The organism is Sphingomonas mucosissima, assembly GCF_002197665.1.
GTDB lineage: Bacteria > Pseudomonadota > Alphaproteobacteria > Sphingomonadales > Sphingomonadaceae > Sphingomonas > Sphingomonas mucosissima.
The window spans coordinates 82,236-108,829 of record NZ_NBBJ01000003.1 but is presented as its reverse complement, the minus strand read 5'-3'; the positions used below and the strand labels follow the sequence as shown (position 1 = coordinate 108,829).

Here is a 26,594-nt window from a genome sequence, read left to right as displayed (position 1 = left end):
TGTTGGCGGGCGTTTCGCCGCTCAGCCTACCATCCGCCAACCGAGCGTCTCGCCGGCATGGAACGGCACCACCGAGAGCGCATCGTCGCCGATCCGATCCGGCACGCGCGTCTCGACGCGCTCCAGCGTCACCGTGCCGTCGTTCAGCGGCAGGCCGTAGAAGCGCGCGCCATTCTCGCTGGTGAACGCCTCGAAATGCGCCAGCGCGCCATCCTCGTCGAACACGCGGAGATAGCTCTCCAGCGCGAACGGCGCATTGAAGATGCCGGCACAGCCGCAGGAGGATTCCTTCGCCTCCACCACATGCGGCGCGCTGTCGGTGCCCAGGAAGAACTTCGGCGAGCCCGACACCGCCGCCTTGCGCACCGCCAGCCGATGCGTCTCGCGCTTGGCGACCGGCAGGCAATAAGCGTGCGGGCGGATGCCGCCATCGAAGATCGCGTTGCGGTTGATCAGCAAATGCTGCGGCGTGATCGTCGCCGCGACATTGGCCGGTGCTTCCGCGACATATTGCGCCGCCTCGGCGGTGGTGATGTGCTCCAGCACGATCTTCAGCGCGGGGAAGTCGCTGACCAGTCGGCGCAGGATGCGATCGATGAACACCGCTTCGCGATCGAAGATGTCGATTGACTTGTCGGTCACCTCGCCGTGGATCAGCAAGGGCATGCCGATCGCCTGCATCCGCTCCAGCACGGGGGCGAGCGCGAAGATGTCGGTCACGCCATGCGCGGAATTGGTGGTGGCGTGCGCGGGATAGAGCTTGCACGCGGTGAACACGCCCTCGGCATGCGCCCCGGCGATCGCGTCGGCATCCGCCTGATCGGTCAGGTAGCAGGTCATCAGCGGCGTGAAGCCTGCGTCCGCTGGCAATGCGGCGAGGATACGGTCGCGATAGGCGCGCGCAGCCTCCGCGGTCGTCACGGGCGGTGTCAGGTTCGGCATGATGATCGCGCGGGCGAACTGGCGCGCGGTGTGGCGCGCGACCAGTTCCAGCATCGCGCCGTCGCGCAGGTGGACGTGCCAGTCGTCGGGGCGGCGGATGGTGATGCGGTCAGTCATGCGGGTCCTGCGATGCTTGGAATGCGCGCGCGACGCCCTAGCTTGTCGGCATGACCGACGCTACCACTCTAGCAGACCGCGCCCTTATCCGCCTTTCGGGGGAGGACGTGCGCGGCTTCCTGCAAGGGCTGGTGACGAACGACGTTGCCGGCCGGCTGCCGGTGTGGGCGGCGCTGCTGTCGCCGCAAGGCAAGGCGCTGTTCGACTTCATCATATGGGCGGATGGCGATGATCTGTTGCTCGATTGCGAGGCCGAACAGGCGGACGCGCTGGCCAAGCGGCTGACGCTCTACCGCCTGCGCCGCGCGATCACGATCGCGCGGGACGATACGCTGGCGGTGCACTGGTCGCGCGATGGCGACGCGGGCGTGCCCGATCCGCGACTCGCCGCGCTGGGGCGGCGCTGGTTCGCGCCCGCGAATGCGACCGCGGAGGGGTGGGTGGCGCACCGCCTATCACTGGGGGTGACGGAAGGAATGGCGGAGCTCGGCAACGCCGAGACTTTGTGGCTGGAATGCAATGCGCGCGAGCTGAACGGCGTCAGCTTCACCAAGGGCTGCTATGTCGGCCAGGAGAATACGGCGCGGATGAATTACCGCTCCAAGGTGAACCGGCGGCTGGTCGTGGCCCCGCTCGGCGAGCCGGGGAACCGCACCCGCGCGACCTATCCCGAGCTTGGCCTGATGGTGGAGCATCGCCGCGTCGAGGATCTGGGCAATGCGCTGACGCCGACATGGCTGGCAGAGGCGCTGGCGGGGTAAAAGCCCCGTCACTCCCGCGACTCTGACGTCATCCTCGCGGAGGCGGGGATCCATACGCGCAGGTCTCGCGAGAGCAACTGACGTCAGAGGTTATGGATTCCCGCCTTCGCGGGAATGACGAAGACTGAGAACCCTATTCACCTTTCGCCCTGGGCCTGTCCAGGGCGTGCCCCACGCGAGCCACCCGGGGCGAACATTTGCCTCGACAGGCTCAGCACGAACAGGGTCGGGAAAGCGCCTCACGCCATCCCGAACGGCACCACCCGGTTGGTCTGCGTGTGCCCGATCTCCGCTTGCCCCAGAAACGGCACCCCCATGTCGCGGCACCAGCGCTGCATCATGGCAGACAGCGTCTCGCCCCACGGCGGCGTGTTGTCCTTCACCCCCGTCACTGCCCCAAGCCGCACGCCGGCGATCCCGCGCAGCTGCGTGGCGTTCGCCATGGTGAAGAGCAGTCGGTCGATATTGTACATCGGCTCGGACACTTCCTCGATCAGCACTTCGTGATCGGTGAGGTCGGGCAACCACGGCGTGCCGATCAGCGATCCGAGAATGGCGAGGTTGAACGCCGCCGCCGGGCGCTTGCCAAGGCCCGGCTCCAGCCCCTGGCGCTCACCGCGCGCAATCCAGCCGAGCGCGCGCGCCACCGTGGCGTCGCCGCCGCCCGAGCTGCGCAGGATGTCGGTCGGCATCGGGCCATGCGCCACGCGCCCGATGCGCCGAGCATAGAGCGCACCCAGCATGAAGCCCATGTCGGAATAGCCGACATATTTCTTGCGCCGCGCCGCATCGTTCAGCTGCGGCATGACCTGCGCGAGAATGCGGTTCGAGCCATAGCCGCCGCGCGCGAACCAGATCGCGTCAAACGCGGGATCGTTGGCGAACTCCAGGAAAGCCGCCGCGCGTCGAGCGTCCGGCCCAGCGAAATGGCCGTCGCTTTCCCAGCATTGCGGGTGGAAGATCAGATCGACCTCGGGATAGGCGAGCGCGGCATAAGCGGTCAGCGGCGCCACCATCTGCGGATTGGCCGTGTTCGCCGGCGCGACGATTCCGATCTTCATGAGGGCCCGATCTTCATCCGTGTCGCCGCCTTCGCCTTGCCCGTTGCTGCGCGCGGCGATAGCGCGCGGCCATGCAGGACGGCAACATCGCAGGACAATCCTTCTTTTTCGTGGGCGTCGGCGGCTCCGGCATGATGCCGCTCGCGATGATCCTCGCGGGGCGCGGGGCCAGCGTCGCCGGCTCCGATCGCGGGCTTGATCAGGGGCGGGTGCCGGCCAAGTTCGCCGACCTTGAAGCCAAGGGCGTCCGCCTCTTTCCGCAGGACGGCAGCGGCATCGTGTCGCCGGACCAGATCGTCGTCGCCTCCGCCGCGGTCGAGGCGACAGTGGCGGATATCGTCGCGGCCAACCGGCTGGGTTGCCGGCGCATGAGTCGTGCTGAACTGAACGCGGCGCTCTTCAACGCCAGCGGCCTGCCGATCGGCGTGGCGGGCACCAGCGGCAAGTCCACCGTCACCGGCATGATCGCGCGCATCCTCCACGATGCCGGGCTCGACCCCACTGTCATGAACGGTGCTGTCATGAAGGACTTCGCCGGCGCCGACCGTCCCTTCGCCAGCGCGCTGGTCGGTGCCGGCGATCCTTACGTCAGCGAAGTCGACGAAAGCGATGGCTCGATTGCGCTTTATGCACCGCGGGTCGCGGTGCTGAACAACGTCAGCCTCGATCACAAAACGCTGGAAGAGCTGAACGTGCTGTTCGGCGACTTTATCGCCAAGGCGGGCCACGCGATCGTCAATGCGGGCAACCCTGACGCCGCCGCGCTGGCGATGCGCCTGCCGCGCGATCGGGTCACCACCTTTGCGCTGAACGGCGAGGCCGATCTAACCCCAACAGATATTGTGGAAGAGCCGTTTGCCGTTTCTTTCACCCTGCGTGACGCACGGATGAGGCTGAACGTCCCCGGGAAACACAATGTCGCGAACGCGCTGGCGGCGATCGGCGCGGCGCTTGCCGCAGGCGTGCCGTTCGACGCGGCAGGGGCTGCGATCGCCCGCTACACTGGCCTGAAGCGCCGCTTCGACCTGATCGGGGAGGCGGGCGGCGTCGCAGTGATCGATGATTTCGGGCACAACCCGGACAAGATCGCCGCCACCCTTGCCACGCTCCACGCCTTCGCCGGCCGGCTCCTCGTGCTGTTCCAGCCGCATGGCTACGGCCCGCTGAAAAGCATGCGAAAAGAACTGGTTGATACCTTTGCCCAAGGGCTAAGGGCGGACGATCTGCTCGTCCTTCCAGACCCGGTGTACCAGGGCGGCACCGTAAACCGCGAGGTGACGAGCGGCGATATCGTCAACGACTTCCTGATCGGCGGCGGCAATGCCCGGCACATTCCGGAGCGCGCCGCGGCGGCCGCGCATCTGGTGGCCAACGCCCGGCCCGGTGACCGTATCGTGGTGATGGGCGCACGCGACGACACCCTGCCGCTGCTCGCCGCTGACATGGTGGCACAACTCGGCGCACGTGATAGTGTCGCCTGATCGACAACAACGAATTCATCAGGAAGAATCGATGCTGCGTCGCCTGTTTCTCGACCATCCCGCGTCCGTTGGTGAGAGCTACGTCGAGCATTTCGGTGTCGCTGGGCGGTTCGGTACCCGGATGATGATCGGTGGCATGGGCGCGCTGGTTCACGCTGTACTGCCCTTTGCCTGCAAGACCACCGGCAGCCGCACCATCGCGGAGCTCCACGCGGAGATGGTCGCCAAGCGCACGGCGAAGCGCGACGCGGAAACGCAGCAGAAGACGGTCGAATATGTGATCTGACGGCGCGCGGGGCGGAGAACGCTGCCTTTCGCTCGCGCCTGCCCGTCGCTACATCGCGGCACATGACTTCCCCGCAGCGCCCGCGTCTCGCTTATCATCTCACCCAGGGCAGCGGCCCGACAATCGTCTTTCTCCCAGGCTATGCTTCGGACATGACCGGCACCAAGGCGCTGGCGCTGGAGAAGTGGGCGAGAGAAGCTGGTCGCGCTTTCCTTCGGTTCGATTATGCCGGCTGCGGCGCCAGCGAGGGAGCGTTCGAGGAGCAATCCCTCACCGACTGGCGCGACGATGCGCTGGCCATGATCGACCATGCCGTAGAGGGGCCGGTGGTGCTGGTCGGCTCTTCCATGGGCGGCTGGATCATGCTCCTCGCGGCACTTGCCCGGCCCGACCGCGTCGCGGCCTTGGTGGGGATCGCGGCGGCGCCCGATTTCACCGACTGGGGCTTCAGCCAGGAAGAGAAGCTCTACATCCTGCAGCACGGGCGGCTTGAGCGCCCGAACCCCTATGGGCCGCAGCCGACGGTTTACACGCGCCGCTTCTGGCAGGCGGGCGAAGCCAGCCGCCTGATGCACGGGCCCGTTGCGCTCGACTGCCCGGTGCGGCTGATCCACGGACAGCGTGATCCGGACGTTCCATGGGCGCAATCGGTGCGCCTCGCAGAGCTCATCCGCTCGGACGATGTACAGGTGACGCTGGTGAAGAATGGCTACCACCGCTTGTCGCGCGACGAGGACGTCGCCTTGCTGATCCGCAGCGTGGAGGATGTGCTGCGATGATCCTGCTGGGTCTGGCGTTACAGGCGGCTGCTCCGCCGCCGGCGGAAAGCTGCACCACGTTGGCTGCGAGTGACCCCGTCGCGGCGGAACGGCGCGCCATTGCCGATCGCAGCGTTGGTGGGCGTGTGTGCTTGGGGATCGCGCTGGCGGGGCAGGACAGGTTTGTCGAGGCAGCGCCGGCCTTTGAAGAGGCGGCGCGTGCGTCTGAGTTGGCGCGGGATGGCCTCTCCGCGCGCTATTGGGCGCAGGCGGGCAATGCGTGGCTGGCAGGGCAGGAGCCGGCCAAGGCGCGTGCGGCGCTCGACGCAGCGCTGGCTGCCGGAACGCTGAAGGGCCTGGATCGCGGCGAAGCGGCGCTTGATCGAGCCCGTGCGCTGGTGGCGCTGGGCGAGACCAAGCCGGCGCGGGGCGATCTCGATCTGGGGCTCAAAGATGCGGCGGACGATCCGCTGGCGTGGCTGCTTTCGGCAACGTTGGCGCGGCGCACCGGCGATCTGGCACGCGCGAAGGCGGACATAGCTCAGGCGCTGCGCCGGTCAGCTGACGATGCGCAGGTGCAATTGGAAGCTGGCAACATTGCGGCCGCGAGCGGCGACGAAGCCGGCGCCAAGGCTGGCTGGACGGAGGCTGCCCGACTAGCGCCCGATCGACCTGCGGGCCAATCCGCGGCTCGTGCGTTGAGCCAGTTCGCTGCTGGCGAACAGAAGTAAAACCGGAGGATCGATGCGCTATCTCCATACCATGATCCGGGTCACCGATCCGGAAAAGACAATTGCCTTTTTTGAAGTGCTTGGGCTGAAGGAAGTCCGCCGCATGGATAGCGAGGCAGGCCGCTTCACGCTGATCTTCCTCGCCACGCCTGAGGATATGCGCGGCCCGGGCGAGCGCGCCCATGCCGAGGTTGAACTGACCTATAATTGGCCGCCCGAGGACGGCAGCGCGCCGGAGGAATATACCGGCGGTCGCAACTTCGGGCATCTCGCTTATGATTGCGACGATATCTATGCGACGTGCCAGGCGGTGCTCGACGCGGGCTATACTGTCCATCGTCCGCCGAGGGACGGTTACATGGCATTCGTGAAGACGCCGGACGGCATCTCCATCGAGCTCCTTCAGCTCAACGGCCCCAAGCCCCCTCAGGAGCCCTGGGCCTCGATGCCGAACACCGGTAGCTGGTAATGCCCGCGCCCGCGCGATTGATCGTGAACCTTGATGTTCCCGATCTCGCGCGGGCCGAGCATTTCTACTGCGCGGTTTTTGGGCTGACGGTCGGCCGCCGGATTGGTGATCATGCCGTCGAGTTGCTCGGTTTGGAAGCGCCGCTCTATCTGCTCCAAGCGGACGGCGGCAGTCCGGCAGGCGCCGGATCGATCGGCGTTCGCGACTATCGCCGCCACTGGACGCCGGTGCACCTGGACGTAGCGGTCGACGATCTTGATTTTGCCCGTTCGGTGGCCATCGCTGCCGGAGCGGTGGACGAAACCGGTGTACGCGATGCACCTTACGGGCGGATCGCCACCTTTGCGGATCCCTTTGGTCACGGCTTTTGCCTGATCGAGTTCAATGAAAGGGGCTATGATGCCATCGGCACTTGAGATCGTTCGCGTGCCCGTGCTTAGCGACAATTACAGCTGGCTGGTCCATGATCCGGACAGCGGCGCGACCATGGTGATCGACCCGGGCGAGGCGCAGCCGTTGCTTGATGCCGCCGCTGCGCGTGGCTGGACCATCAACGAGATCTGGAACACGCACTGGCACCCGGACCATGTCGGCGGCAACGCCGCAATCGTCGCCGCGACTGGAGCGAAAGTGCTTGGGCCGGAAGCGGAAAGGGCCAAGATCGGCGCGATCGACCAGGGCGTGGCGGAGGGCGACAGCGTGTCGCTTGGCCAGCATCGTGCCGCCGTGATGACGGTGCCCGGCCATACGCAGGGGCATGTCGCGTATCACTTTGCCGATGATGCCGTGATTTTCACGGGCGACACGCTGTTCGCCATGGGCTGTGGCCGGCTCTTCGAAGGCACACCCGCCGATATGTTCGGCAACATGCGCCGGTACGCGGAACTGCCCGAGGAAACGCGGGTCTTCTGCGGGCACGAATATACGCAGTCGAACGGCCGGTACGCCTTGGTTGCCGAGCCCGAGAACCAAGCCATCCGGGAGCGAATGGCGCGCGTTGATGCCGCACGCGCCGCTGGCGAGGCGACGATCCCCACCTCCATCGGCGAGGAACTTGCCACCAACCCGTTCTTGCGCGCGGCAAGTGCCGAGCAATTGGGCGAACGGCGCGCGGCCAAGGATAGTTTCCGCGGCTAGGAGCGTTATGCGCCTAGGCGGCGGGCAGGAGTGACGATGATGGGTACGATATTGATTTCCTTTGCGCTCGCTGCCGCCGCGGGAGCTGCCGCCATGTCCACCGCCAATGCGGCTGGTGATCGCAAGCCCGGGCCCTATGCGCGCGAGCAGATGCAGATCGAAAAGGAGCTGTCGCGCCTGAAACCTCAGGCAGCGGTTGATTGCATCGACACGCGTTTCCGCAACGTCTCGCTACGTGCCGTCGGCAACAAGCTGGTCTATCGCGAGAGCCGCAACCGCATCTTCGTCAGCGAAACGGCGGGCGGGTGCGAAAATGTCGCGCGGGGCGATGCCTTGGTGACGCGTCAGTTCGGCCCGCGGCTTTGTCGCGGTGACATCGCGACAACGGTAGACCGTGCGGCGCGTTTTGAAACGGGTAGCTGCGCCATTGGTCCGTTCACGCCCTACACGGCGGGCTGATCGCCAGATCGGGCAGTTGCTGTTAGGTGAGGGGGATAGCGCCGAGCGCGCCCCAAATCCCAGCGGAGCCAGAACATGACCAAGGAAACTGAGGCCGATCTCACCGGCGTTGAGGCCCGCGTATCGCCAAAGCCAGCGGTGGACGAGATCGGCGGGCGTAAGCTGAAGCCAGCCACGCTGATGATGGGTCATGGCTATGACCCCGCTCTCTCCGAGGGGGCGCTGAAGCCGCCGATCTTCCTAACCTCCACCTTCGTGTTTCCCAATGCCGCGGCCGGCAAGCGGCATTTCGAAGGGGTGACCGGTAAGCGGCCGGGCGGCGCGGAGGGGCTGGTTTATTCCCGTTTCAACGGGCCGAACCAGGAGATATTGGAAGATCGCCTGTCCATCTGGGAGGATGCGGAAGACGCGCTTGCCTTCTCGAGCGGTATGTCGGCGATCGCGACCTTGTTCCTGTCGATGGTCAAGCCGGGTGACACGATCGTCCACTCCGGCCCGCTTTATGCCGCCACCGAAACGCTGATCGCGCGTATTCTCGGCCGCTTCGGCGTGCACTGGCTCGACTTCCCAGCGGGCGCGACGCGCGAGGAGATCGATGCGGTGCTGTCAAAGGCGGCGTCGGGCAATGTCGCGCTGATCTATCTCGAAAGCCCGGCCAATCCGACCAACGCGCTGGTCGATGTGGAGGCGGTGTCGGCAAGCCGCGACGCGATCTTTACTGGTGCGAACAAGCCACCGATTGCGATCGACAATACCTTCCTCGGCCCGCTGTGGCACAAGCCGCTGCGCCATGGGGCAGACCTGGTCGTGTACAGCCTGACGAAATACGCCGGCGGACACAGTGATCTAGTCGCTGGCGGCGTGCTGGGGTCGAAAGCGCACATGGACACGATCCGGCTGATGCGGAACACGATCGGCACGATCTGCGACCCGAACACGGCGTGGATGCTCCTGCGGAGCCTGGAGACGCTGGAGCTGCGCATGAGTCGCGCGGGGGAGAATGCGGCCAAGGTCTGCGCCTTCCTGCGCGATCATTCAGCGGTGGAGAAGGTCGGCTACCTCGGCTTCCTTGAGGGTGGCCAGGACGCGCGGCAGGCGGATATCTACCGTCGCCACTGCAACGGCGCCGGTTCCACCTTCTCTCTGTACCTCAAGGGTGGAGAGGCGGAGGCCTTTGCCTTCCTCGACGCGCTGAAGATCGCCAAACTGGCGGTGAGCCTCGGCGGCACCGAGACGCTGGCGAGCCATCCGGCCGCCATGACCCACCTGTCCGTGCCGGACGCGCGCAAGGCGGCGCTGGGCATCACCGACAATCTGGTGCGCATCTCCATCGGCGTGGAAGATGCAGACGATCTGATCGCCGACTTCAGCCAGGCGCTTGATGCAATCGGCGGCTAGGCCAAGCGCATGATGCCGTCGCGCCGGGCAATGTCGGCGCGGCGGCATACAGGTCATGCTGCGGCGACGGCGTTTGCCCGGTGCCGCAGCAATTCCTTCTGATAGCTGACTAGGCGGCGTTCCAATTTTCCCGCTGCCGCATCGCTCGCTGCGCCGCGCAACGTGACGGCATAGCCATAGCCGACATGCGCCTCGAGTTCCTGAACCTCGATGCCGCCCAATACCCAAGCCAGCATCGCCGCGACATAGACGGAGTCGAGCGCGCGCAGGAGGGGATCGATCTCCAGCTCGGCTAGCAGCGCGCCTTCGCTTTTCGCCTCGTTCAGCAGCGCCCACCAGAAACCGTAGCGCTGCGGCGTCTGCAATTCGCCCCGGAGTTCCTTGCTGTCGAAGCGCAAGGCTTCGGTCCACAAGGTGCGGTAAAACTCAGGATCTTCAGCAAGATACGCGAGCGAGATCGATACGGCCTGGAAGATTCGATCAGTGGCGCCGACACGGTGAAGTTGCGAGAATCGCTCGTGGAATTCGCGGACGTCCTCCAGCAGGGCGATCACGATGGCGCGTTTCGATCCGAACAGATTGTAAGGCGTCGTCAGTGACACGCCGGCCCGGGCCGCAATGGCGCGCATCGAGAGCCCGGTGTCGCCCGTTTCCTTGATCAGGTCGCGGGCGGCGGCGATGATCCGACGACGACGTTCTGCCTTGGCGTCCTCACGCCGGCTCATGCCAATATCCTTCGCATCGCCCCGCAGTAGGCGGCGCAACCGCAAGCTGCAACGCCGGCGCGCCTTAAAATACCATAACGTGTTCTGAAAGTGGCTGGTCAGGTGGACATGGGCGGCGTAGCATCGGTCACAAAGATGAACCGAGGAGAGATAGCATGGCCGAGGACAAAATCCGTTTCGGCGCCTTCATCGCACCCTTTCATCCGCTCAACGAGAATCCGACGCTGGCGCTGGAGCGGGATCTCGATCTGGTGGTGCATATGGACAAGCTGGGCTTCGATGAAGCCTGGATCGGTGAGCATCACTCCGCCGGTTATGAACTGATCGCCAGCCCGGAGCTGTTCATCGCCACCGTTGCTGAGCGGACGCGCCATATTCGCCTTGGCACGGGCGTCTCCTCGCTTCCCTACCATCATCCCCTGATGCTGGCGGACCGCATCAACCAACTCGACCATATCACGCGCGGGCGGGTGATGTTCGGGGTCGGGCCGGGCGCGCTGCCATCCGACGCCTTCATGATGGGAATCCCGGTATCGCGTCAGCGTGATCGCATGGACGAGGCTTTGGACGTGCTGGTGCCGCTGCTGCGCGGCGAGCAGGTCACGAAGAAGACCGACTGGTTCGAACTGAACAAGGCGCGATTGCAGATGCTGCCGTACAGCCGGCCCTCGGTCGAGATCAGTGTGGCTAGCCAGGTGTCGCCATCGGGCGCCACCGCCGCTGGGCGTCACGGCCTGGGGTTGCTATCGATCGGCGCGACCCAGACCGGCGGGTTCAACGCGCTCACCTCGAACTGGGCGATCGCCGAGCAGCAAGCGGCCGAGAGCGGGACCAAGGTCGACCGCAGCCAGTGGCGGCTCGTCGGCCCGATGCACGTCGCAGCAACGCGCGAGGAAGCGCGTGCGCAGGTGCGCGAGGGCCTGGACAAGTGGCTGTATTATTTCCGCGAAGTCGCCGCGCTGCCGCTCGCGCCGACCGATGGCTCCGATCCGGTGGACGCGATCGTCGATTCCGGCATGGCAGTGGTGGGGACGCCGGAAGACGCAGTAAAGCAGATCGAGCGGCTGCGGGAGCAGTCCGGCGGCTTCGGCGCTTTCCTCCTTCTGGATACCAATTGGGCCGAGTGGGAGAACAAGAAGAAGTCCTATGAGATGATCGCCCGCTATGTGATGCCGGAAGTGAACGGCATGAATGCCAATCGCCAGTCGTCGATCGAATGGGCTGCCACCAACCGGCCGCGCTTCATCGGTGAGGCGCAAGCGGCGGTCGGCGCGCGGCTCGCGGAGCATATCCAGAAGAAAGGGACGGAGAACATCCGTCCCGAGATCCTTGCCGCGATGGGCATCGACAAGAAGGCGGAGGCAGCCGAGTGAGCGCCGCCGCAAACGGCCGCAAGGCGATCTTCATCACCGGCGCGGCCTCCGGTATGGGGCTGGAAACCGCTCGGCTCTTTGCGGGGCAGGGCTGGTTTATCGGCGGGGCCGACGTCAACGAGGCCGGGCTAGCCGAGCTGGAGCAGGAACTGGGCAGCGGGAACTGCTTGGTTCAGCGACTGGATGTGACCGACCGCGACGCCTATGGGGCGGCCTTGGACCGGTTCGCAGCGGCAAGCGGCGGCCGGCTCGATATCCTGTACAACAACGCCGGAATCGGCCGCGGCGGCCCGTTCGAAGATCAGCCATGGGCGGACGTGCTTGCCGTGGTGAACGTGAACTTCATCGGCGTGTTAACCGGCATTCACCTGGCCATCCCGCTGCTGAAGGCGACGCCCGGATCGATGTGCTTCACCACGTCATCGTCGTCGGCGACCTATGGCATGCCGATGATCGCCGTCTATTCGGCGACCAAACATGCGGTGAAGGGGCTGACGGAGGCGCTGGCGATCGAGCTGAAGCCTTATGGTGTTCGGGTGTCCGATGTATTGCCGGCGCTGATTGATACGCCGATCCTGCCCGAAGGTGTGGCAGCGGCAGCGCCGAAAAGCGGCGTTTTCCGCGCAATTCCACCGCGCGACGTGGCGGAGACGGTTTGGGAAGCCTACCACTCCGATCGCCTCCACTGGTTTGTGCCGCGCGAACTGGTTGCGCTGGATCATATGGCGACGCTTCATCCCGAGCAGACCCGCGACGAAATGGCGCAAGGCCGACTGTTCGCGACCATCGACGCGCAGGTCGCCGCGGCTACGCCGCTTCCGGTCGGCGCTACGGCGGGCTGAGCAGGACGGGCGGCCGCATGTGTGCGGCGGCTCGTCATGACCGCGCAGCTTTTCTGACCTGCCGCCTGGTGAGCCCGCTTTGGCCCGTGCCGCCCGGTTTGCATGCCTGGCTTTGGAAAAAGAGGAGGTTTGGAGAAGGCAAGTTTTGGTGAAACGGAGTGACACCGGGCAAGTGATGCCGGCTTGTTCTTCAGCAATCGCCTTGATTCTCGCCTTGGAAAGACGGTGAAAACAATTATCGCGCGCTGACCGATATTTTGCGGGGCTCGGCGGCTCTGCCGAACGTTGTTTGTTGATGTCGCCACAAATCACAATCGGGTCAAACAGGCGAGGGCGTTCAATCGGCTTTTCTTCAAGCTTTTTCAGGAAGGAAAGCCGTGGCGGATGACACACTTGCCGAGCTTGCGCGAGCGATCCTGGTGGTGCGGCGGGATCGTCGGCGTGCGTTGCCGGCGGAACTGTTTGGCGGTGAGATCGCCTATGAGCTTCTGCTCGCCCTGTTCATCGCGGACTCGCTGGGCGAACGGCTGACCGGGCTTGCCGCGCTGGAGCAGATTGGCGGGTCGAGCGCGACGGGGCGGCGTTGGATCGAATATCTGACGCGTGAGCAGCTGATCATCGGCGATGGCGATGGAAATCTGAGCGCTCCGCTGACCCTGACGGCCAAGGCGCTGCACGCGCTGGAAGCCTGGCTGAGCCGCGCGCGTGAGACATTGGACGGCCTTCCCGGAGATGATGACGGAGCCTTGCCGGGTCTGTTCCGGTAAGAACCGGCTTGGTTCGGCCTCGGCCAGTAGCTGGCCGGCCACACTTCCTATCACGACCCGATTTCTAGCGGTGAGGGCTCGACCTGGACCGCCCACGGGTAGCGCAGACGATGAAGTTCGCCTCGCCTTGTGTCCCTTAGGTCAAGGCAGCGCGCCGCTCGCCAACACTGCTCCACCGCCGGCTCACGCCGCCTGCAGCAGATCGGCCCGTGCATCGAGGCCGATGGTTGCCATCAGCTCCGGGCGGTCCGGTCCGGGCTGCGGCGCATAGGCATGGGCGTTGAGGCGGCGTCCGCGCGCCCAATAGCCGAGCACCTTGCTGAGATTCTGCGGCCGCTTCAGCCATGCCTCGGGATGTTCGAGCATGTGGAAGCCGCGCATCATCGCGCGCATCAGCTGGATGTCCGAACGTGCGGCGATGGTGATCCCGTCGTCGATGAAGCTCTTGGCGAGCCGGGCTTTCAGGCGCGGGCGGTGATCGGGCGTCAGCGTGGCGCGCGCGCGGCGGATGGCGGAGCGATCCTGCTTCAGCATGAGATCGTAAAAAGGCTTTACCTCCGCCAGGATGCCGCGATCGTAGATGCCGAGCCGCGCGGCTGGATCGCGCGTGCTGTCGAGCGCGCGGCGGAGCACCCCGGCGCTGACGGCGGCGAGCGAGCAGCCGCGACCATAAAGCGGGTTGGTGCGCACCAAGGCGTCGCCGATCGCGAAGAAGCCGAGCACCGCTGGCTTGCCCTGCGCCATCAGGCTGCGCCAGCGGCTGTGCAGATCGCCCATGCCGATCACCTTGCCAACCGGCTCCGACGTGGCAGGATCGACCCAGGGCGCCATGCCGGGCATGGCCATGCAGATCCGCTGAAACGTATCGCCGTCCATCACCGCCTTGCGCAGCTCATGCTCGATTTCCGGCACGCACAGCGTGATCGAGAAACGGCGGTTGTCCGCCGGGAAGACGCCGAATTTGAGATAGCCGAGATCGCCCGAGGGCGGCACGTCGCCGCGCGGCGGCTCCTCCCGGCCATCGCGCAGGCGATAGTGGCGGGTGAAATACAGCACACCCGCCGTTTCCGCTGTTTCCACGATCGGGGCGCCGGCCTTGATCAGCTGCTCGATAAGGCTTGCGGCCTTGCCACCGGCATCGACCACCACGTCGGCGGTGATCTCCTCCCGCCCGGCTGCCGTGTCTGCCACGACGCCTGTCACCACGGTCGTGCCGGCGCCATCCCGGTGCGTGATGGGGCTGCGCACTTTCACGCCGCTGCGGATGGTGACGCCGGGCAACTGCTCGACATAGCGGCGGATCACCAGCTCCAGCGTCGTACGCCGGCTGGTTAGGATGGTGAGATCGGCATCCCCGGGCGCCGGCACGTAGCGCCCCTGGAGCTTGGGCGGCAGCATGTCCTGAAAGGTGATGTCGCGGCAGCCTGCGGCGTAGAGATCCTGCAGCAGCCCGGGATGCTCGTCGCGGATGATGTTGCGGAGGCGGGCGAGAAAGGCGTGGCTCTGGCGCAGCTGGCCAACGCCGCGGCGCTGCCATTGATCGAAAGCGACGTCCGGCCCGCCCTCCGGCGGCGGATCGTCCCGCTCCAGAAGCGTGACCTGGCGCGATCCGCCGCCGAGGCGAAGCGCGGTGCACAGGCCCGCGATGCCGGCGCCGACGACGATCACCTGTTCGCCCGACGTGCCTGAAACATTGCTGCCTGACATTGCTATCTCCGACGTTTGCGCCACACATAATCCGAAAAGCGATCGCCCGCAAGAAATCCGAACACGTTATGAATATGCCGCTTGCGCGCAGCGTCGGCGCGCGGCACCATGCGGCCATGATCCGGCGACCACGCTGGACGATCGACATGGGAGGGGCTGCGATGCGAGCCGTGGTGAGACGCAACAAGCAATTGATCTGCGACGAGGTGCCCGATCCGGTGCCCGGCCACGGCGAAGTGCTGGTGAAGACGCTGGCTTGCGGGATCTGCGGATCGGACCTGCACGCGGTTCATTCGTTCGAGAACATGTTGGAGCTTGGCGCGCGCACCGGTGAGACGCCGCGCACCGATCCATCCAAGGACATGATCTTCGGCCATGAATTTTCCGCCGAGATCCTGGATCACGGGCCCGGATCGGCCAAGCGGCTGAAGGCGGGGACGCGCGTCGTTTCCATGCCGATCGCCATGAAGCCCGAAGGCTATGAAGCGATCGGGTATTCGAACAATTACCCGGGCGGCTACAGCGAACAGATGGTGCTGAGCGAGGCGATGCTGCTCGAAGTGCCTAACGGGCTCAGTGACGTGCAGGCGGCGATGACCGAGCCGTTTGCGGTGGGCGAACATGCCGTCGCGATGTCCGCGGCGGGGCCGGATACGGTGAACCTCGTCATTGGCTGCGGCCCGGTGGGCCTCGCGGTGATCGCGGGGCTGAAATCGCGCGGGCTGGGGCCGGTGGTGGCGGCGGATTTCTCGCCGGCGCGCCGCGCCGTGGCGGAAAAGATGGGCGCCGACGTCATCGTCGATCCGGCCAAGGAGTCGCCGCATACCAAATGGAGCGAATTGGGCGTGCCGCGCACCTCGTCCGAACGGATGGCGGCAATGATGACGGGTCAGAAGGGCAAGCGCGCGATCGTATTTGAATGCGTCGGCGTGCCGGGCGTGCTGCAGAACATCATCGAATCGGTGCCGGTGAGCACGCAGGTGATCGTGGCGGGCGTGTGCATGGAAACGGACAAAATCGAGCCGTTCCTGTGCATCAACAAGCAGATCGATTTCCGATTCGTGCTTGGCTACACCGCCGAGGAATTTGCCGCGACATTGGGCAATATCGCGAACGGCAAGATCGACGTGCTGCCGGCGATCACCGACGAGGTCGGGCTCGACGGGGTGCCCGCCGCCTTTGCCGCGCTCGCCGATCCCGAACAGCAGTGCAAGGTCGTCGTCCGTCCGGAGCTGAAGGCGTGAGCCTGGTGACGGAAGCGCCGCGCGCGCTGGCCGCGGCGATGCCGCCGGTGCAGTTCGTGGAAACGAACGGCATTCGCATGGCCTATTACGAAGTCGGGCCGAAGGGCGAGGGCGTGCCCGTGATCTTCTGCCACGGCTTTCCCGAGCTGGCTTTTTCCTGGCGGCACCAGCTCGATGCCTTCGAGCGGGCGGGGCGCTGGGCGATCGCACCCGACCAGCGCGGCTATGGTCTGACCAGCCGGCCCGAGCGGGTCGAGGATTATGACCTGGAGCATCTGACCGCGGACATCGCCGGGATGATGGATGCGCTCGGCATCGAGCGGGCGATCCCCTGCGGGCACGATTGGGGCGGGATGGTCGTGTGGCAGTTCGCGCTGCGCTACCCCGAGCGGTGCGCGGGCGTCATCGGGGTCAACACGCCGTTCCTGCCGCGCGGCGAAAATGAACCGATCGCCGCGATGCGCCATGTCTATGGCGACGACATGTACATCGTCTGGTTCCAGAAACCGGGCGAGGCCGATGCGGCGCTGGCGGACGATCCCGAACGCTCCATGCGCTATTTCATGCGCAAGCCGCAGATGACGCTGAAGGAATATGAGCAATTGCCGGCCGAGATGCGCACGCTGGCGCTGGGCGAGGGGCTGAAGCTCTATGATCCGGCGAACGATCCGCAGCAGTTCCTCTCCGACGACGAGATCGCCGCCTTTGCGGAGACGTTCGCGGCGACGGGCTTCACCGGCGGGATCAACTGGTATCGCAACTTCACCCGTAACTGGCAGGCATCGGCCGATCTGGTCGAGCGGGTCGAGGTGCCGTCGCTGATGGTGATGGCGGAGAATGACGTGGTGCTGAGCCCCGCGATGACGGAGGGGATGGAGCGTCATGTCCCCGATCTGGAGCGGGTGCTGGTGGAAAAATCCGGCCATTGGACGCAGCAGGAATTTCCCGATGAGGTGAACCGGGCGCTGCTTGGCTGGTTGAACAAGAGGTTCCCGCGCTGAGCCGCAGCGGGTTGTGTTCTTGGGGCCCAAAGTGACGGGCTGAGTATGTCGCGTTTCCTGGACTGAGCCGGGGGAGGAGCGGAACTCCACTGGTTCGGATGAAGCTGCCGGAGCAAAGCCGCGGCACTCCACGCGGTAGTTTCCGGCGGGTTCGGCTCGTTTCGGCGAGTGTGCGGGTATGGCTCGTATCGGCAGATGGATGGCTGTCGATGCGGGCCGTGCCTTTTTTGGACGGCGCAGGGATGGATAGCGGGTAGTCTGCAAACGCCCTATTACGGACGTCCCATTTATGCGGCTGTTACATAATCGCGCGCGTGCAGGCGGGTTGGTTGGTAACCCATTATGCGTCAGTCCTTCGAAGGATTTCTCCACGCCTCGGCATAGAGGGCAGTGTGATTGTACAGGCACGAAAGTGACCGGACCGCGCCGAAGCCGGGCGAATGCAGCGAAACGTTTCGCACTGTAGCAACCAGTGTGCCGGTGGCGCGCTGCCTCACCAAATAATCGTTGTCGAAAATACGACCGATTTGCGGCTCCGGGGTATTTCCCTCCGCCCATTGTGATCTCAAGCGAAAGTCTGCGGTCGGCCAGAAGGCCCGTTGACCCGGATCGCCGCCCGCTGCCCGTCGCTCGGCAGTAACTTGCGCTAGGTACGCGCGCCACGCGCCGGGCAGATGAATCTCGACGCGTGCCCGGCGCTCGCATACCCCAGCGAGTTCGGCGTCCGTGTCTCCACAGGAGGTGATGAGCAGTGTTAACAGGATGCAGCCTGCCAAGCGCCGCATCATTCGCGCCCGGCTCGAAGGTCGCAACGTGGCTCCGACTTGTTTCGTCAACGTCTAATCCTCGGCAGAGGCATGAAAGCCGCTGGCTGCTGCAGGCCGAAAGAGAGTATCCGACTCATGCCCGGACTGCTCCATCCTAAGTGTCGGCTGCACCCCGCCTCTCCCGTCTAATCGCGATCTGTTCTGCAAGCATGGACAGCATGCTGCAACGTCCGCTTTCCTCCCAAGAGCTGCCATTCCCGCTCGCGCTTGAACCCGGCTTTCGGCGGCGCTTTGCCTATTCCGCAAACCCCACGAAACGCGCTGCTTCGCTCACCGGTTTGCGGCGTGACACCACCGCGTTGGCGGGGAAGCTTTCGTCGGGCCAGCCCATGGCGACGCAGGTCTGGATGACCTGATCGTCAGGGATGCCGGCGTGTTCGCGCACGACGGGCGATTGCATGATGCCCTGGCTGTTGATGACGCAGCCGAGGCCGCGCGACCAGGCGGCGTTGACGAGCGCGGTGGTGACGGCGCCGCAGTCGAACGGCGCGATGTCGCTGCCCAGCAGCACGCGATCATAGGTGACGACGATCGAGACGGGGGCGTCGAATTGGCGAAAGCCGCGCAGCACCCAATCGTGGCGCTTCGCCTTGTCCTCGCGCGCGATGTCCATTGCGCCGAAGAGTTGCTTGGCGATCTCGATCTGCCGCTCGCGGTGAACGCCGCCATAGTCATCGCCGAGGCGGAATTCGCGTGAGTGGGGCACGCCGGCGAGGTTGCGCTCGGTATTGCCCTGGCGGATGCGGTCGAGCGGTTCGCCGGTGAGGACGGTGAAGTTCCACGGCTGAGTGTTGAGCGAGGACGGCGTGCGCATGGCGAGCGCGAGAATTTCCTCGATCACCGCGCGGGGAACGGGATCGGGCTTGAACCCGCGGATGCTGCGGCGGCCGTTCACGATGTCGTCATAGGTCTGCATGCGTGCCTCTCCCGTTGCCGTCCTTTTAGCTGAAACCGTCATCCCCGCGAAGGCGGGGATCCATTGATGCTGGCCTGGCGACGGAGCCGTGACGACAGCGTGTATGGATCCCCGCCTGCGTGGGGATGACGGATCGGGCGGTTATGCCTTCAGCATGCGCTCGGTCACCATGCGCTCAAGGATGGTGAGCGGCATCGCGCCATCGAGCAGCACCGCGTGGAATTTGCGCGGGTCGAAGGCGGCGCCCTGCTTCTTCTTCACCGCATCGCGCAGGCGCACCCAGACGGTGTGGCCGATCTTGTAGCTCGTCGCCTGGCCCGGCCAGACGGTGTAGCGATCGATCTCGTTCTGGCTGCGGCCGCGCGCGATGCCGGTGGTGGCGATGAAGTAATCGGTCGCCTGCTCGCGGCTCCAGCGCTTGTGATGGAGGCCGGAGTCGACGACGAGGCGGGTCGCGCGGAACAGCAGCGACTGGAGATAGCCGACCTGGCCGAGCGGATTGCCCTCGTACATGCCCATTTCGTCCGCCAGCTGCTCGGTGTAGAGTGCCCAACCCTCGGTATAGCCGCTGAACCCGCCGCGGCGGCGGATGAGCGGGATGTCCTGCGATTCCAATGCGGTCATCACCTGAAGGTGATGGCCCGGCACCGCTTCGTGATAGGACAGGGTCGCGAGGCCGAACTTCGGGCGATCAAAGCTGTCGCGCAGGTTGATGTAGTAGATGCCGGGGCGCGAGCCATCGAGTGAGGCGTTCTGGTAATAGCCGCCGGGCGCGCCGGCCTCGATCGACTTGGGCACGCGGCGGACCTCGACCGGGGCCTTGGGGATGAAGGCGAACTGCTCGGGCAGGCGCTTCTGCATGGCGATGACCTGCGCGTTCAGCGCGGCGATCAGCTCTTCCTTGCCGGCGTCGGTGTTCGGATAGACCTGATCGGGGCGCTGGTTCAGCGCGACGAGGCGCTCGCCGACGGTGCCCTTCGTCATGCCCTGCGCCTTCAGGATGGCATCGATCCGGGCGCTGATCTCCGCCACCTGCGCGAGGCCGAGGCGATGGACCTCCTCGCCCGGCATGGCGACGGTGGTCGCGGCCTCGACGGCGGCGGCATAATAAGCCTCGCCATCGGGCAGGCGCCAGGCGCCCGCGTCGTGCGAGGCACGGCCGCGCAGCTCGGTGATCAGCGCGCGCTGGCTATCGAGCGCGGGGAAGACCTGATCGTTCATGATCTTGGTCGCCTGGGCGACGCGGGCGTCGGGCAGGTTCGCGGCTTTCAGCTTGGTCGCCAGCGCCGTGACGGGGACGGTCGAAGCGGCGGGCTGATCACGCAGGCCGCCCATCAGCTTAAGCGTCGTATCGAGGATGTAATCGGGCGCGAAAACGCCGCGCGCGGCATCGGCGCGCTGCCGCTCGGTGTCCTGGTCGATCGCGGTGGCGAAGGCGGCGACGCGCGCGACATACGCATCGGCGTCAGCGGCATTGGTGATGCGATGCTGGGCATCGAGGAAGTCGGGCACTTCGCGATAGGCGCCGGTCAGCTGCGTCAGGATATACGGCGCAAAGCGACCCATGCTGGCGCCATAGGTGAACTGCTCGCCGCCGGCGACGCTGCGCTGGAGCTGATAGGAGACGACTTCATAGTCGATACGGGCGGCGGGGGAGAGCGAGGCGGGATTGATCCGCCGCAGCTCGGCCAGCTCGCGCTTCGAGCGGGCGAGATCCTGTTGCGCGCCGGCGGCCGAGCCGTCGTTCAGCTTCGACTTGAGGTGCGCGCGCTCGCCATTGTCGAGGCCAAGCGCGGTGGCGCCTTCGGGGTTCTCGCCGATGCGATCGTAGAAGAAGCGATCAAGCAGCGTGCGCAGCTTCGCATCGTTCGGATTGGCGCGGGCGGCGGCCACCTTTTGTGCGGCGGCCGGAACCGCGGTCGCCATGGCAGCAGCGCCCGTGCTGCCGAGGAAGGTGCGACGATCCATGGGTATTTACTCCTGGGGACAGCCCGTTCGTCACGACGTTGGTCGAGACGAACGGGGAAGGGGTTCATGTGAGAGTGGCTGAAATCACTTCGCGTTGGTGGCGCTGGTTTCCCAAAAATAGGCGCCGCGCTTGGCACTGCCGGTCGCCACTTCGTTCAGCGTCTTTGCATCATACAGCCGACCGCCGAGCATCACCTGCGCGACCTTGTCGCTGTTGCGGATGTCGGCCGTGGGATCGGCATCGAGCACCACCAGATCGGCCAGCTTTCCGACCTCGAGCGAGCCGATGTCCTGCGCCATGCCGAGCGACTGCGCCGGGACGATCGTGCCGGCACGCAGCGCCTCCAGCGGGGTCATCCCGCCGCGCACGAACGACCACAATTCCCAATGCGCGCCGATGCCGGCCTGCTGGCCATGCGCGCCGATCGAGACGAGCACGCCGCGCTTGGCGAGCTTGTGCGCCTCACGCGCGCTGTCGTCGTCCATATAGTCACCTTCCGGCGCCATCAGGCGGCGAGCATTGTCCGCACGCAGCTTGGTCGGCGGCGTGTGCGCCTGGAGCAGCGGATTGGCGAAGACGTCGGTGTGCTGGCGCCAATAGGGATCGCCGGCGAGGCCACCGAAGGTGACGACCAGCGTCGGCGTGTAATTGGTTTTCGAGGCGGCGAAGAATTGCTGGATATCCTCGTAGAACGTTTCCAGCGGGATGTTGTGTTCGACGGTGGAATTGCCGTCCGCGATATGCGTCACGTCCAGCCCGTAGAGCGAGCCGCCCTCAGCAACGACCTGCATGTTCTCGCGCCGGGAGGCTTCCGTCACCTGCTGGCGCTGCTCGCGGCGCGGCTGGTTGTAGTTCTTCACGCTGCGGCCGCCTTGCGCCTTCAAGCGGCGCACATGCGCCAGCGCATCGTCCAGCGTGTCGATCTGCGCGTACACGTCCGCCGCCTTGGCGCCGTACACGACCTCGCCGGTGGAGAAGATGCGGGGCGCGAGGATCATGCCGGCGCGCTGATATTCGGACGCGGTGAAGATCTCGCTCGCGCGGTTCGACGGATCGTGGATCGTCGTGGTGCCGAGCGCGAGGTTCTGCATCATCGACCAATTGCGCTGCGGCACCAGCTCGTCGCTGCCGGCAGGACCATGGGCGTGCGCATCGATCAGGCCGGGGATGATCGTCTTGCCGGCGGCGTCGACGGTGGTGGCGCCGGCGGGGATCGCGGTGGAGGCACGCGGGCCGACCGCGACGATGCGGTCGCCGCGGATCACCACCACGCCATCGTCGATGATGCCACCGTCCGTGCCTGCCATGGTGACGAGGCGTGCGCCGGTGATCGCGACGGTGCCGGTCGGCTTTGCCGCAGCCTGCTCCATCGCGAGGCTGACGCCGGTGGTCGGCGGCACGAAGGACGGCGTGCCATCCGCGCGCGGCGCGGCGGCGAACAGATTGGCCGTCTCGACGGTGTAGAGCGTCGGCCCGAGGCTCCAGTGCAGGCGCGTGCCGTCGGTGGACCAGTTCATATAGTCCGCGCCGCCGGCGCTGACCCGCGTCACGGGAAGCGCCTTGGTATCCGGTGACAGCGCGATCGTCTGGCTGCCCGGCATCAGCGGCACGACATAGGCTGCGTAATTCTGGCGGAAGGCGACATATTCGCCGGTGGGCGAGACGACATAGTCGGTCGCCAGTTCGCCATTGGCGTGGACGCGCTTGTCCTGCCCGGACAGATCGGTGCTGACGAGTTGGCGCGTCGATTTGCCGTCCTTGCGCTCGTCTTCGAGCATGAACAGGCGGTCGTTGGCGGTGCCGAACTGCGGGGAGGCGGCGCCGCGCGCTACCAGCGAGGCCGCACCGCCGGTGGTGGCGACACGATAGACACCGGCGTCTTCTGCCCATTTCGGGCTGGTGAGGCCGCCGGCGCCCGTGCGCTCAAACACGATCGTCTTGCCGTCGGGCGAGAAGCGTGGGCGGGCGTAATGGCCGGGCTGGCCGATCACGTCGCGCGCGGCGCCGCAGTTTGCGCCGATGACGCGCAGGCGGCCGAGGCCATCATCGGTCCAGCTGACGAACACAAGGTTCTTGCTGTCACGCGACCAGCTGGGGAACAGCTCGAACCCGTCATCGCCGCGCGTCAGGCGGCGGGCCGCGCCGCCGACGACGGGCTTCACCCACAATTTGCCGAGCGTTTCGAACACCACCTGGCGGCCATCGGGCGAGACGCTGGCGAAGCGCGGCATGGCGGTGGTGAAGCGATCGGGCGCGACCGCGATCTGCGGGTGCGGGCCGTCGATCAGCCCGCGCGTGTCGTCGATGGTGAAGGGGATTTCGCGCGCATTGCTGCCGTCAGCGTTGACGCGGCGGATCTTGCCCTTGGCCCAGAAGACGAGGCCGCTGTTGTCCGGCAGCCACGCCATGTTCGGGTACACGCCAGTGACCGCCCAGGTTTCCTGCACGTCCTGATCGAGATCGTCGTAGATCTTGCGCTCTTCGCCGGAGGCGAGATCCTTGACGTACAGCTTCGACCGGGTCGCCTCGCGGCGGACGAAGGCGATCTTCTTGCCATCGGGGGAGGGCGTGGGGCGGACCGAGCCGCCCGCGCCGGTGACGGCCTTGGTCACCTCACCGCTGGCGAGATCGTAACGCTCGATGTCGAACAGGCCGGTGTTCGAATCCTGCGCATATTCGAAGATCGGGCCGGGGGTGACATTCTTCGTATAGAACACCGACTTGCCATCGGCGGCGTAGATCGGCTCGCCCAGTTCCTTCTGGTGCGCCTCGTTCGGGCGCTTCACCAGCGGCACGCCGGCGCCGCCCGAAACATGGTACATCCACACCTCGCCGGTGCCCAATGAACGCCCCGTGGTGAAATGCTTCTTGGCGACGATGAAGCGGCCGTCCTTGCTCCAGCTCGGCTGGTTCAGGAGGCGGAAGTCCTCCTTGGTCACCTGGCGCTTGTCGCTGCCGTCGGTGTTCATCACCCAGATATTGTCACCGCCGCCGCGATCGGAGGTGAAGGCGATGCGTCGGCCATCGGGCGAGAAGCGCGGCTGCACTTCATAAGCGAGGCCCTCGGCAATGCGCGTCGGCGTGCCGCCGCTGATCGGCATGGTGTAGATGTCGCCGAGCAGGGTGAAGGCGAGCGTGCGGCCGTCCGGGCTGACGTCCACGTCCATCCAGCTGCCTTCGTTGACGCGGATCGGCACCTGGCGAATGGTCGCGCCAGGGGGGGCGTTCACGTCCCACTTCGGCTTGGCGGCCGGGGTGCCGCCGGTGGTCTGCGCGGAAGCGCCGTGCGCAACAAGCGCGGCCAAGGAGACGAGCGACGCCGCGTAAAACTTCATGAAATCCCCCGGAAAAGACAAGATGATTGCCCTACTATCCGGCTGCACGGCGAACTGGCAATGCCGTACGGTGAATGAACGCCGACGTAACCGAAGACGGGCGCGGGGCGGCGGGACGAGGAGGGGGTGCGATGCGCGAGCGGACCGTTCTGATCGCGGGGGCGAGCGGGGTGATCGGCCAATCGGCGGTGGCGCGCTTCGCCGCGGATGGCTGGCACGTGATCGCCGTCTCGCGCCGCGCGCCCGATGTGGCGGCCGGGACGCGCTTTCAGCATCTGCCTTTGGACCTGTTGGACGCGGATGCTTGCCGGGCGGCGGCGGATGCCTTCGCCGGCGTGACGCATGTCGTTTATGCCGCGCTGTACGAAAAGCCGGGGCTCTATGCCGGCTGGTTCGAACAGGACCAGATGGACACCAATCTGGCCATGATGCGCAACCTGATGGAGCCGTTGCTCGAGGTTGCGACGGGGCTGCGCCACGTCAGCGTGTTTCAGGGCACCAAGGCTTATGGCGCCCATCTTCACCAGATCGCGGTGCCGGCGCGCGAGCGTTCGCCACGCGACCCCCATGCCAATTTCTACTGGTTGCAGGAGGATTGGCTGCGGGCGCGGCGGGCGGGCGCTGATTGGGCGCTGACGATCTGGCGGCCGCAGGTGGTGTTCGGCGGCTCGACGGGCGTGGCGATGAACATCGTGCCGGTGCTGGGCGCCTATGCCGCGATCCAGCGCGAACTGGGGCGGCCGCTGACCTACCCGGGGCGGCGCGGCGGCGTGTCCGAGGCGGTGGACGCGGACCTGATCGCGGACGCTTTGCTTTGGGCGAACGGGGCCGAAGCGGCGCGGGACGAGACGTTCAACATCACCAATGGCGATGTCTTCACCTGGGCCGATACGTGGCCAGCGATCGCCCGCGCGATGCAGATGGAGCCGGCGTTCGGCGAGCCGTTCTCGCTGGTCGCGTACCTGCACGAACATGAGGCCGTGTGGGACGATCTGGTCCGCCGGCATGATCTGCGCGCAACCGCGCTGCCGGCCTTGCTGGGCGAGTCGCATCATTATGCCGACCTGCTGTTTGGCGTGCATGCTCCGGCCGAGGCGGCGCGCGCACCCGTGCTGGTGAGCACGATCAAGCTGCGGCAGGCGGGCTTTGGCGGGTGCATCGATACGGAGGAGATGTTCGCCAAATGGCTAGCGCGGCTGGCCGAGCGACGGATCATTCTGCCACCCGGCTGAGCGCGGGTCCTAAATGTCTAAGACGATCTTGCCGAAATGCTTGCCCGATTCCTGATGGCGGAAAGCGTCGGCGATCTGCTCGAGCGGGAAGTGGCGGTCGATCACAGGGCGGATGCCGTTCGCCTCGATCGCGCGGATCATGTCCTGCTGGTGCCGGCGCGCGCCGACGGTCAGGCCGATGATGCGCTGGTTGTTGTGCATCACCATGACGGTGGGCACATGGCCGCCGATGCCGGCGAGCACGCCGATCAGCGCGATATGGCCGCCGGTGCGCGTGGCGACGATCGACTGGGGCATGGTGCCCGAGCCGCCGATCTCGACCACGTGGTCGACGCCGCGCCCGCCTGTCATGCCGCGCGCGACCTCGCCCCAATTTTCCTGCGTCTTGTAGTTGATGAGGTGATCGGCGCCCATGGCGCGCAGTCGCTCCAGCTTCTCGTCCGACGAGGAGGTGGCGATAACCGTGGCACCCGCGGCCTTGGCGAACTGAAGCGCGAAGATCGAGACGCCGCCGGTGCCCTGGACCAGCACGGTATCGCCCGCCCTGACCTGGCCGTTGACGACAAGCGCGCGCCATGCGGTGAGGCCGGCGCAGGTGAGCGTCGCTGCCTCCGCGTCGGAAAAGCCGGTGGGCGCGCGGGTAAAGGCGGTGGCGGCGTTGGTGACATATTCGCGCGCGAAGCCGTCCGCCATGTCGCCGGGGACGTCGCCCATCACTTCGCGCTCGGGCTCGCCATCCATCCAATGCGGGAAGAAGGTGGAGACGACCTTGTCGCCGACCGCGAACTCGGTGACGTCCTCGCCGACCTCGATCACCTCGCCCGCGCCGTCCGACATGGGAACGCGGCCGTCCGGCGTCGGGATCATGCCCATGACGACGGCATAATCGTGGAAGTTCAGCGAGCTGGCGCCGACGCGCACGACGATCTCGCCGCGACGGGGCGCGCGGCGTTCGGTGTCGGTTACCTGGAGCCGGTCAAGCCCGCCGGGCTTCTGCAATTGAATGGTGCGCATCGAAACTCTCCCAAGGCGCTAATGGCCGTTGAGGAGAGGCGT

The 26,594-nt window shown here is 66.0% G+C and carries 24 protein-coding genes; 16 read left to right on the top strand and 8 right to left on the bottom strand.

Features of this window, described 5'->3' with window-relative positions; all coding sequences use genetic code 11:
* Nucleotides 1-21: 21 nt before the first annotated feature.
* Nucleotides 22-1,059: a dihydroorotase gene (pyrC, locus tag SPMU_RS10275; protein ID WP_088333802.1), complete on the bottom strand. Its 1,038-nt coding sequence runs from the start codon at nucleotides 1,057-1,059 to the stop codon at nucleotides 22-24.
* Nucleotides 1,060-1,109: 50 nt separating this feature from the next.
* On the opposite strand from pyrC, the gene ygfZ reads away from it, so the two are divergent.
* Complete coding sequence (gene ygfZ / locus SPMU_RS10270) at nucleotides 1,110-1,820, top strand: CAF17-like 4Fe-4S cluster assembly/insertion protein YgfZ (RefSeq protein WP_088333801.1); 711 nt, start codon at nucleotides 1,110-1,112, stop codon at nucleotides 1,818-1,820.
* A 239-nt stretch (nucleotides 1,821-2,059) separates the two neighbouring features.
* Here the strand turns inward: ygfZ and SPMU_RS10265 are convergent, their stop codons facing one another.
* Nucleotides 2,060-2,881 carry an LD-carboxypeptidase gene (locus SPMU_RS10265; RefSeq protein WP_088333800.1) on the bottom strand — a complete coding sequence of 274 codons (822 nt, stop codon included), beginning with the start codon at nucleotides 2,879-2,881 and terminating at the stop codon, nucleotides 2,060-2,062.
* Nucleotides 2,882-2,952: 71 nt separating this feature from the next.
* On the opposite strand from SPMU_RS10265, the gene SPMU_RS10260 reads away from it, so the two are divergent.
* The 9 genes from SPMU_RS10260 to SPMU_RS10220 all read left to right on the top strand — a co-directional run bounded on the left by SPMU_RS10260 (nucleotide 2,953) and on the right by SPMU_RS10220 (nucleotide 9,600).
* A complete protein-coding gene (locus tag SPMU_RS10260) occupies nucleotides 2,953-4,362 on the top strand; it encodes a glutamate ligase domain-containing protein (protein ID WP_088333799.1) in 1,410 nt (469 codons plus the stop codon).
* Nucleotides 4,363-4,393: 31 nt separating this feature from the next.
* Nucleotides 4,394-4,648 carry a DUF6356 family protein gene (locus SPMU_RS10255; protein WP_088333798.1) on the top strand — a complete coding sequence of 85 codons (255 nt, stop codon included), beginning with the start codon at nucleotides 4,394-4,396 and terminating at the stop codon, nucleotides 4,646-4,648.
* Nucleotides 4,649-4,710: 62 nt separating this feature from the next.
* Nucleotides 4,711-5,427 carry an alpha/beta fold hydrolase gene (locus tag SPMU_RS10250; protein ID WP_088333797.1) on the top strand — a complete coding sequence of 239 codons (717 nt, stop codon included), beginning with the start codon at nucleotides 4,711-4,713 and terminating at the stop codon, nucleotides 5,425-5,427.
* Entirely contained in the window at nucleotides 5,424-6,137 is a 714-nt protein-coding gene (locus SPMU_RS10245; protein WP_088333796.1) for a tetratricopeptide repeat protein, read from the top strand. The genes SPMU_RS10250 and SPMU_RS10245 overlap by 4 nt, the downstream gene beginning before the upstream one ends.
* Before the next feature lie 13 nt (nucleotides 6,138-6,150).
* Entirely contained in the window at nucleotides 6,151-6,606 is a 456-nt protein-coding gene (locus SPMU_RS10240) for a VOC family protein (RefSeq protein WP_088333795.1), read from the top strand.
* Entirely contained in the window at nucleotides 6,606-7,022 is a 417-nt protein-coding gene (locus SPMU_RS10235; RefSeq protein ID WP_088333794.1) for a VOC family protein, read from the top strand. The genes SPMU_RS10240 and SPMU_RS10235 overlap by 1 nt, the downstream gene beginning before the upstream one ends.
* Nucleotides 7,006-7,743, top strand: a complete 738-nt coding sequence (gene gloB / locus SPMU_RS10230; RefSeq protein ID WP_088334098.1) for a hydroxyacylglutathione hydrolase — start codon at nucleotides 7,006-7,008, stop codon at nucleotides 7,741-7,743. The genes SPMU_RS10235 and gloB overlap by 17 nt, the downstream gene beginning before the upstream one ends.
* A gap of 39 nt (nucleotides 7,744-7,782) precedes the next feature.
* Complete coding sequence (locus tag SPMU_RS10225) at nucleotides 7,783-8,202, top strand: hypothetical protein (RefSeq protein WP_140418447.1); 420 nt, start codon at nucleotides 7,783-7,785, stop codon at nucleotides 8,200-8,202.
* A 75-nt stretch (nucleotides 8,203-8,277) separates the two neighbouring features.
* The gene (locus SPMU_RS10220) at nucleotides 8,278-9,600 is read left to right on the top strand and encodes a cystathionine gamma-synthase family protein (protein WP_088333792.1); all 1,323 of its coding nucleotides are present in this window, start codon (nucleotides 8,278-8,280) and stop codon (nucleotides 9,598-9,600) included.
* Nucleotides 9,601-9,653: 53 nt separating this feature from the next.
* Here SPMU_RS10220 and SPMU_RS10215 read toward each other — a convergent pair whose 3' ends face one another.
* Nucleotides 9,654-10,325 carry a TetR/AcrR family transcriptional regulator gene (locus tag SPMU_RS10215; RefSeq protein WP_088334097.1) on the bottom strand — a complete coding sequence of 224 codons (672 nt, stop codon included), beginning with the start codon at nucleotides 10,323-10,325 and terminating at the stop codon, nucleotides 9,654-9,656.
* Between the two features lie 155 nt (nucleotides 10,326-10,480).
* On the opposite strand from SPMU_RS10215, the gene SPMU_RS10210 reads away from it, so the two are divergent.
* From SPMU_RS10210 to SPMU_RS10200, 3 genes are all read left to right on the top strand, one after another.
* Nucleotides 10,481-11,698, top strand: coding sequence for an LLM class flavin-dependent oxidoreductase (locus tag SPMU_RS10210; protein ID WP_088333791.1), 1,218 nt, complete (start codon nucleotides 10,481-10,483; stop codon nucleotides 11,696-11,698).
* Nucleotides 11,695-12,540 (top strand): SDR family oxidoreductase, encoded by an 846-nt coding sequence (locus SPMU_RS10205; RefSeq protein WP_245833069.1) that lies wholly within the window; start codon nucleotides 11,695-11,697, stop codon nucleotides 12,538-12,540. The genes SPMU_RS10210 and SPMU_RS10205 overlap by 4 nt, the downstream gene beginning before the upstream one ends.
* A gap of 377 nt (nucleotides 12,541-12,917) precedes the next feature.
* Complete coding sequence (locus SPMU_RS10200) at nucleotides 12,918-13,307, top strand: hypothetical protein (RefSeq protein ID WP_088333790.1); 390 nt, start codon at nucleotides 12,918-12,920, stop codon at nucleotides 13,305-13,307.
* 183 nt (nucleotides 13,308-13,490) lie between these two features.
* Here the strand turns inward: SPMU_RS10200 and SPMU_RS10195 are convergent, their stop codons facing one another.
* Complete coding sequence (locus SPMU_RS10195; RefSeq protein ID WP_088333789.1) at nucleotides 13,491-15,014, bottom strand: FAD-dependent oxidoreductase; 1,524 nt, start codon at nucleotides 15,012-15,014, stop codon at nucleotides 13,491-13,493.
* A gap of 68 nt (nucleotides 15,015-15,082) precedes the next feature.
* Between SPMU_RS10195 and SPMU_RS10190 the strand changes: the two genes are divergently transcribed.
* Nucleotides 15,083-16,258 (top strand): zinc-binding dehydrogenase, encoded by a 1,176-nt coding sequence (locus tag SPMU_RS10190; protein WP_245833067.1) that lies wholly within the window; start codon nucleotides 15,083-15,085, stop codon nucleotides 16,256-16,258.
* Nucleotides 16,255-17,259: an alpha/beta fold hydrolase gene (locus SPMU_RS10185; protein ID WP_245833065.1), complete on the top strand. Its 1,005-nt coding sequence runs from the start codon at nucleotides 16,255-16,257 to the stop codon at nucleotides 17,257-17,259. Before SPMU_RS10190 ends, SPMU_RS10185 begins: the two co-directional genes overlap by 4 nt.
* 1,062 nt (nucleotides 17,260-18,321) lie before the next feature.
* Here SPMU_RS10185 and SPMU_RS10180 read toward each other — a convergent pair.
* From SPMU_RS10180 to SPMU_RS10170, 3 genes are all read right to left on the bottom strand, one after another.
* Nucleotides 18,322-19,002: a nitroreductase family protein gene (locus tag SPMU_RS10180; RefSeq protein WP_088333788.1), complete on the bottom strand. Its 681-nt coding sequence runs from the start codon at nucleotides 19,000-19,002 to the stop codon at nucleotides 18,322-18,324.
* Between the two features lie 141 nt (nucleotides 19,003-19,143).
* A complete protein-coding gene (locus tag SPMU_RS10175; RefSeq protein ID WP_088333787.1) occupies nucleotides 19,144-20,970 on the bottom strand; it encodes a DUF885 domain-containing protein in 1,827 nt (608 codons plus the stop codon).
* 84 nt (nucleotides 20,971-21,054) lie between these two features.
* Nucleotides 21,055-24,306, bottom strand: coding sequence for an amidohydrolase family protein (locus SPMU_RS10170; protein ID WP_088333786.1), 3,252 nt, complete (start codon nucleotides 24,304-24,306; stop codon nucleotides 21,055-21,057).
* A gap of 131 nt (nucleotides 24,307-24,437) precedes the next feature.
* Between SPMU_RS10170 and SPMU_RS10165 the strand changes: the two genes are divergently transcribed.
* Complete coding sequence (locus SPMU_RS10165) at nucleotides 24,438-25,538, top strand: NAD-dependent epimerase/dehydratase family protein (RefSeq protein ID WP_088334092.1); 1,101 nt, start codon at nucleotides 24,438-24,440, stop codon at nucleotides 25,536-25,538.
* Nucleotides 25,539-25,547: 9 nt separating this feature from the next.
* Here the strand turns inward: SPMU_RS10165 and SPMU_RS10160 are convergent, their stop codons facing one another.
* Nucleotides 25,548-26,552 (bottom strand): zinc-dependent alcohol dehydrogenase family protein, encoded by a 1,005-nt coding sequence (locus SPMU_RS10160; protein WP_088333785.1) that lies wholly within the window; start codon nucleotides 26,550-26,552, stop codon nucleotides 25,548-25,550.
* Nucleotides 26,553-26,594: the final 42 nt, after the last annotated feature.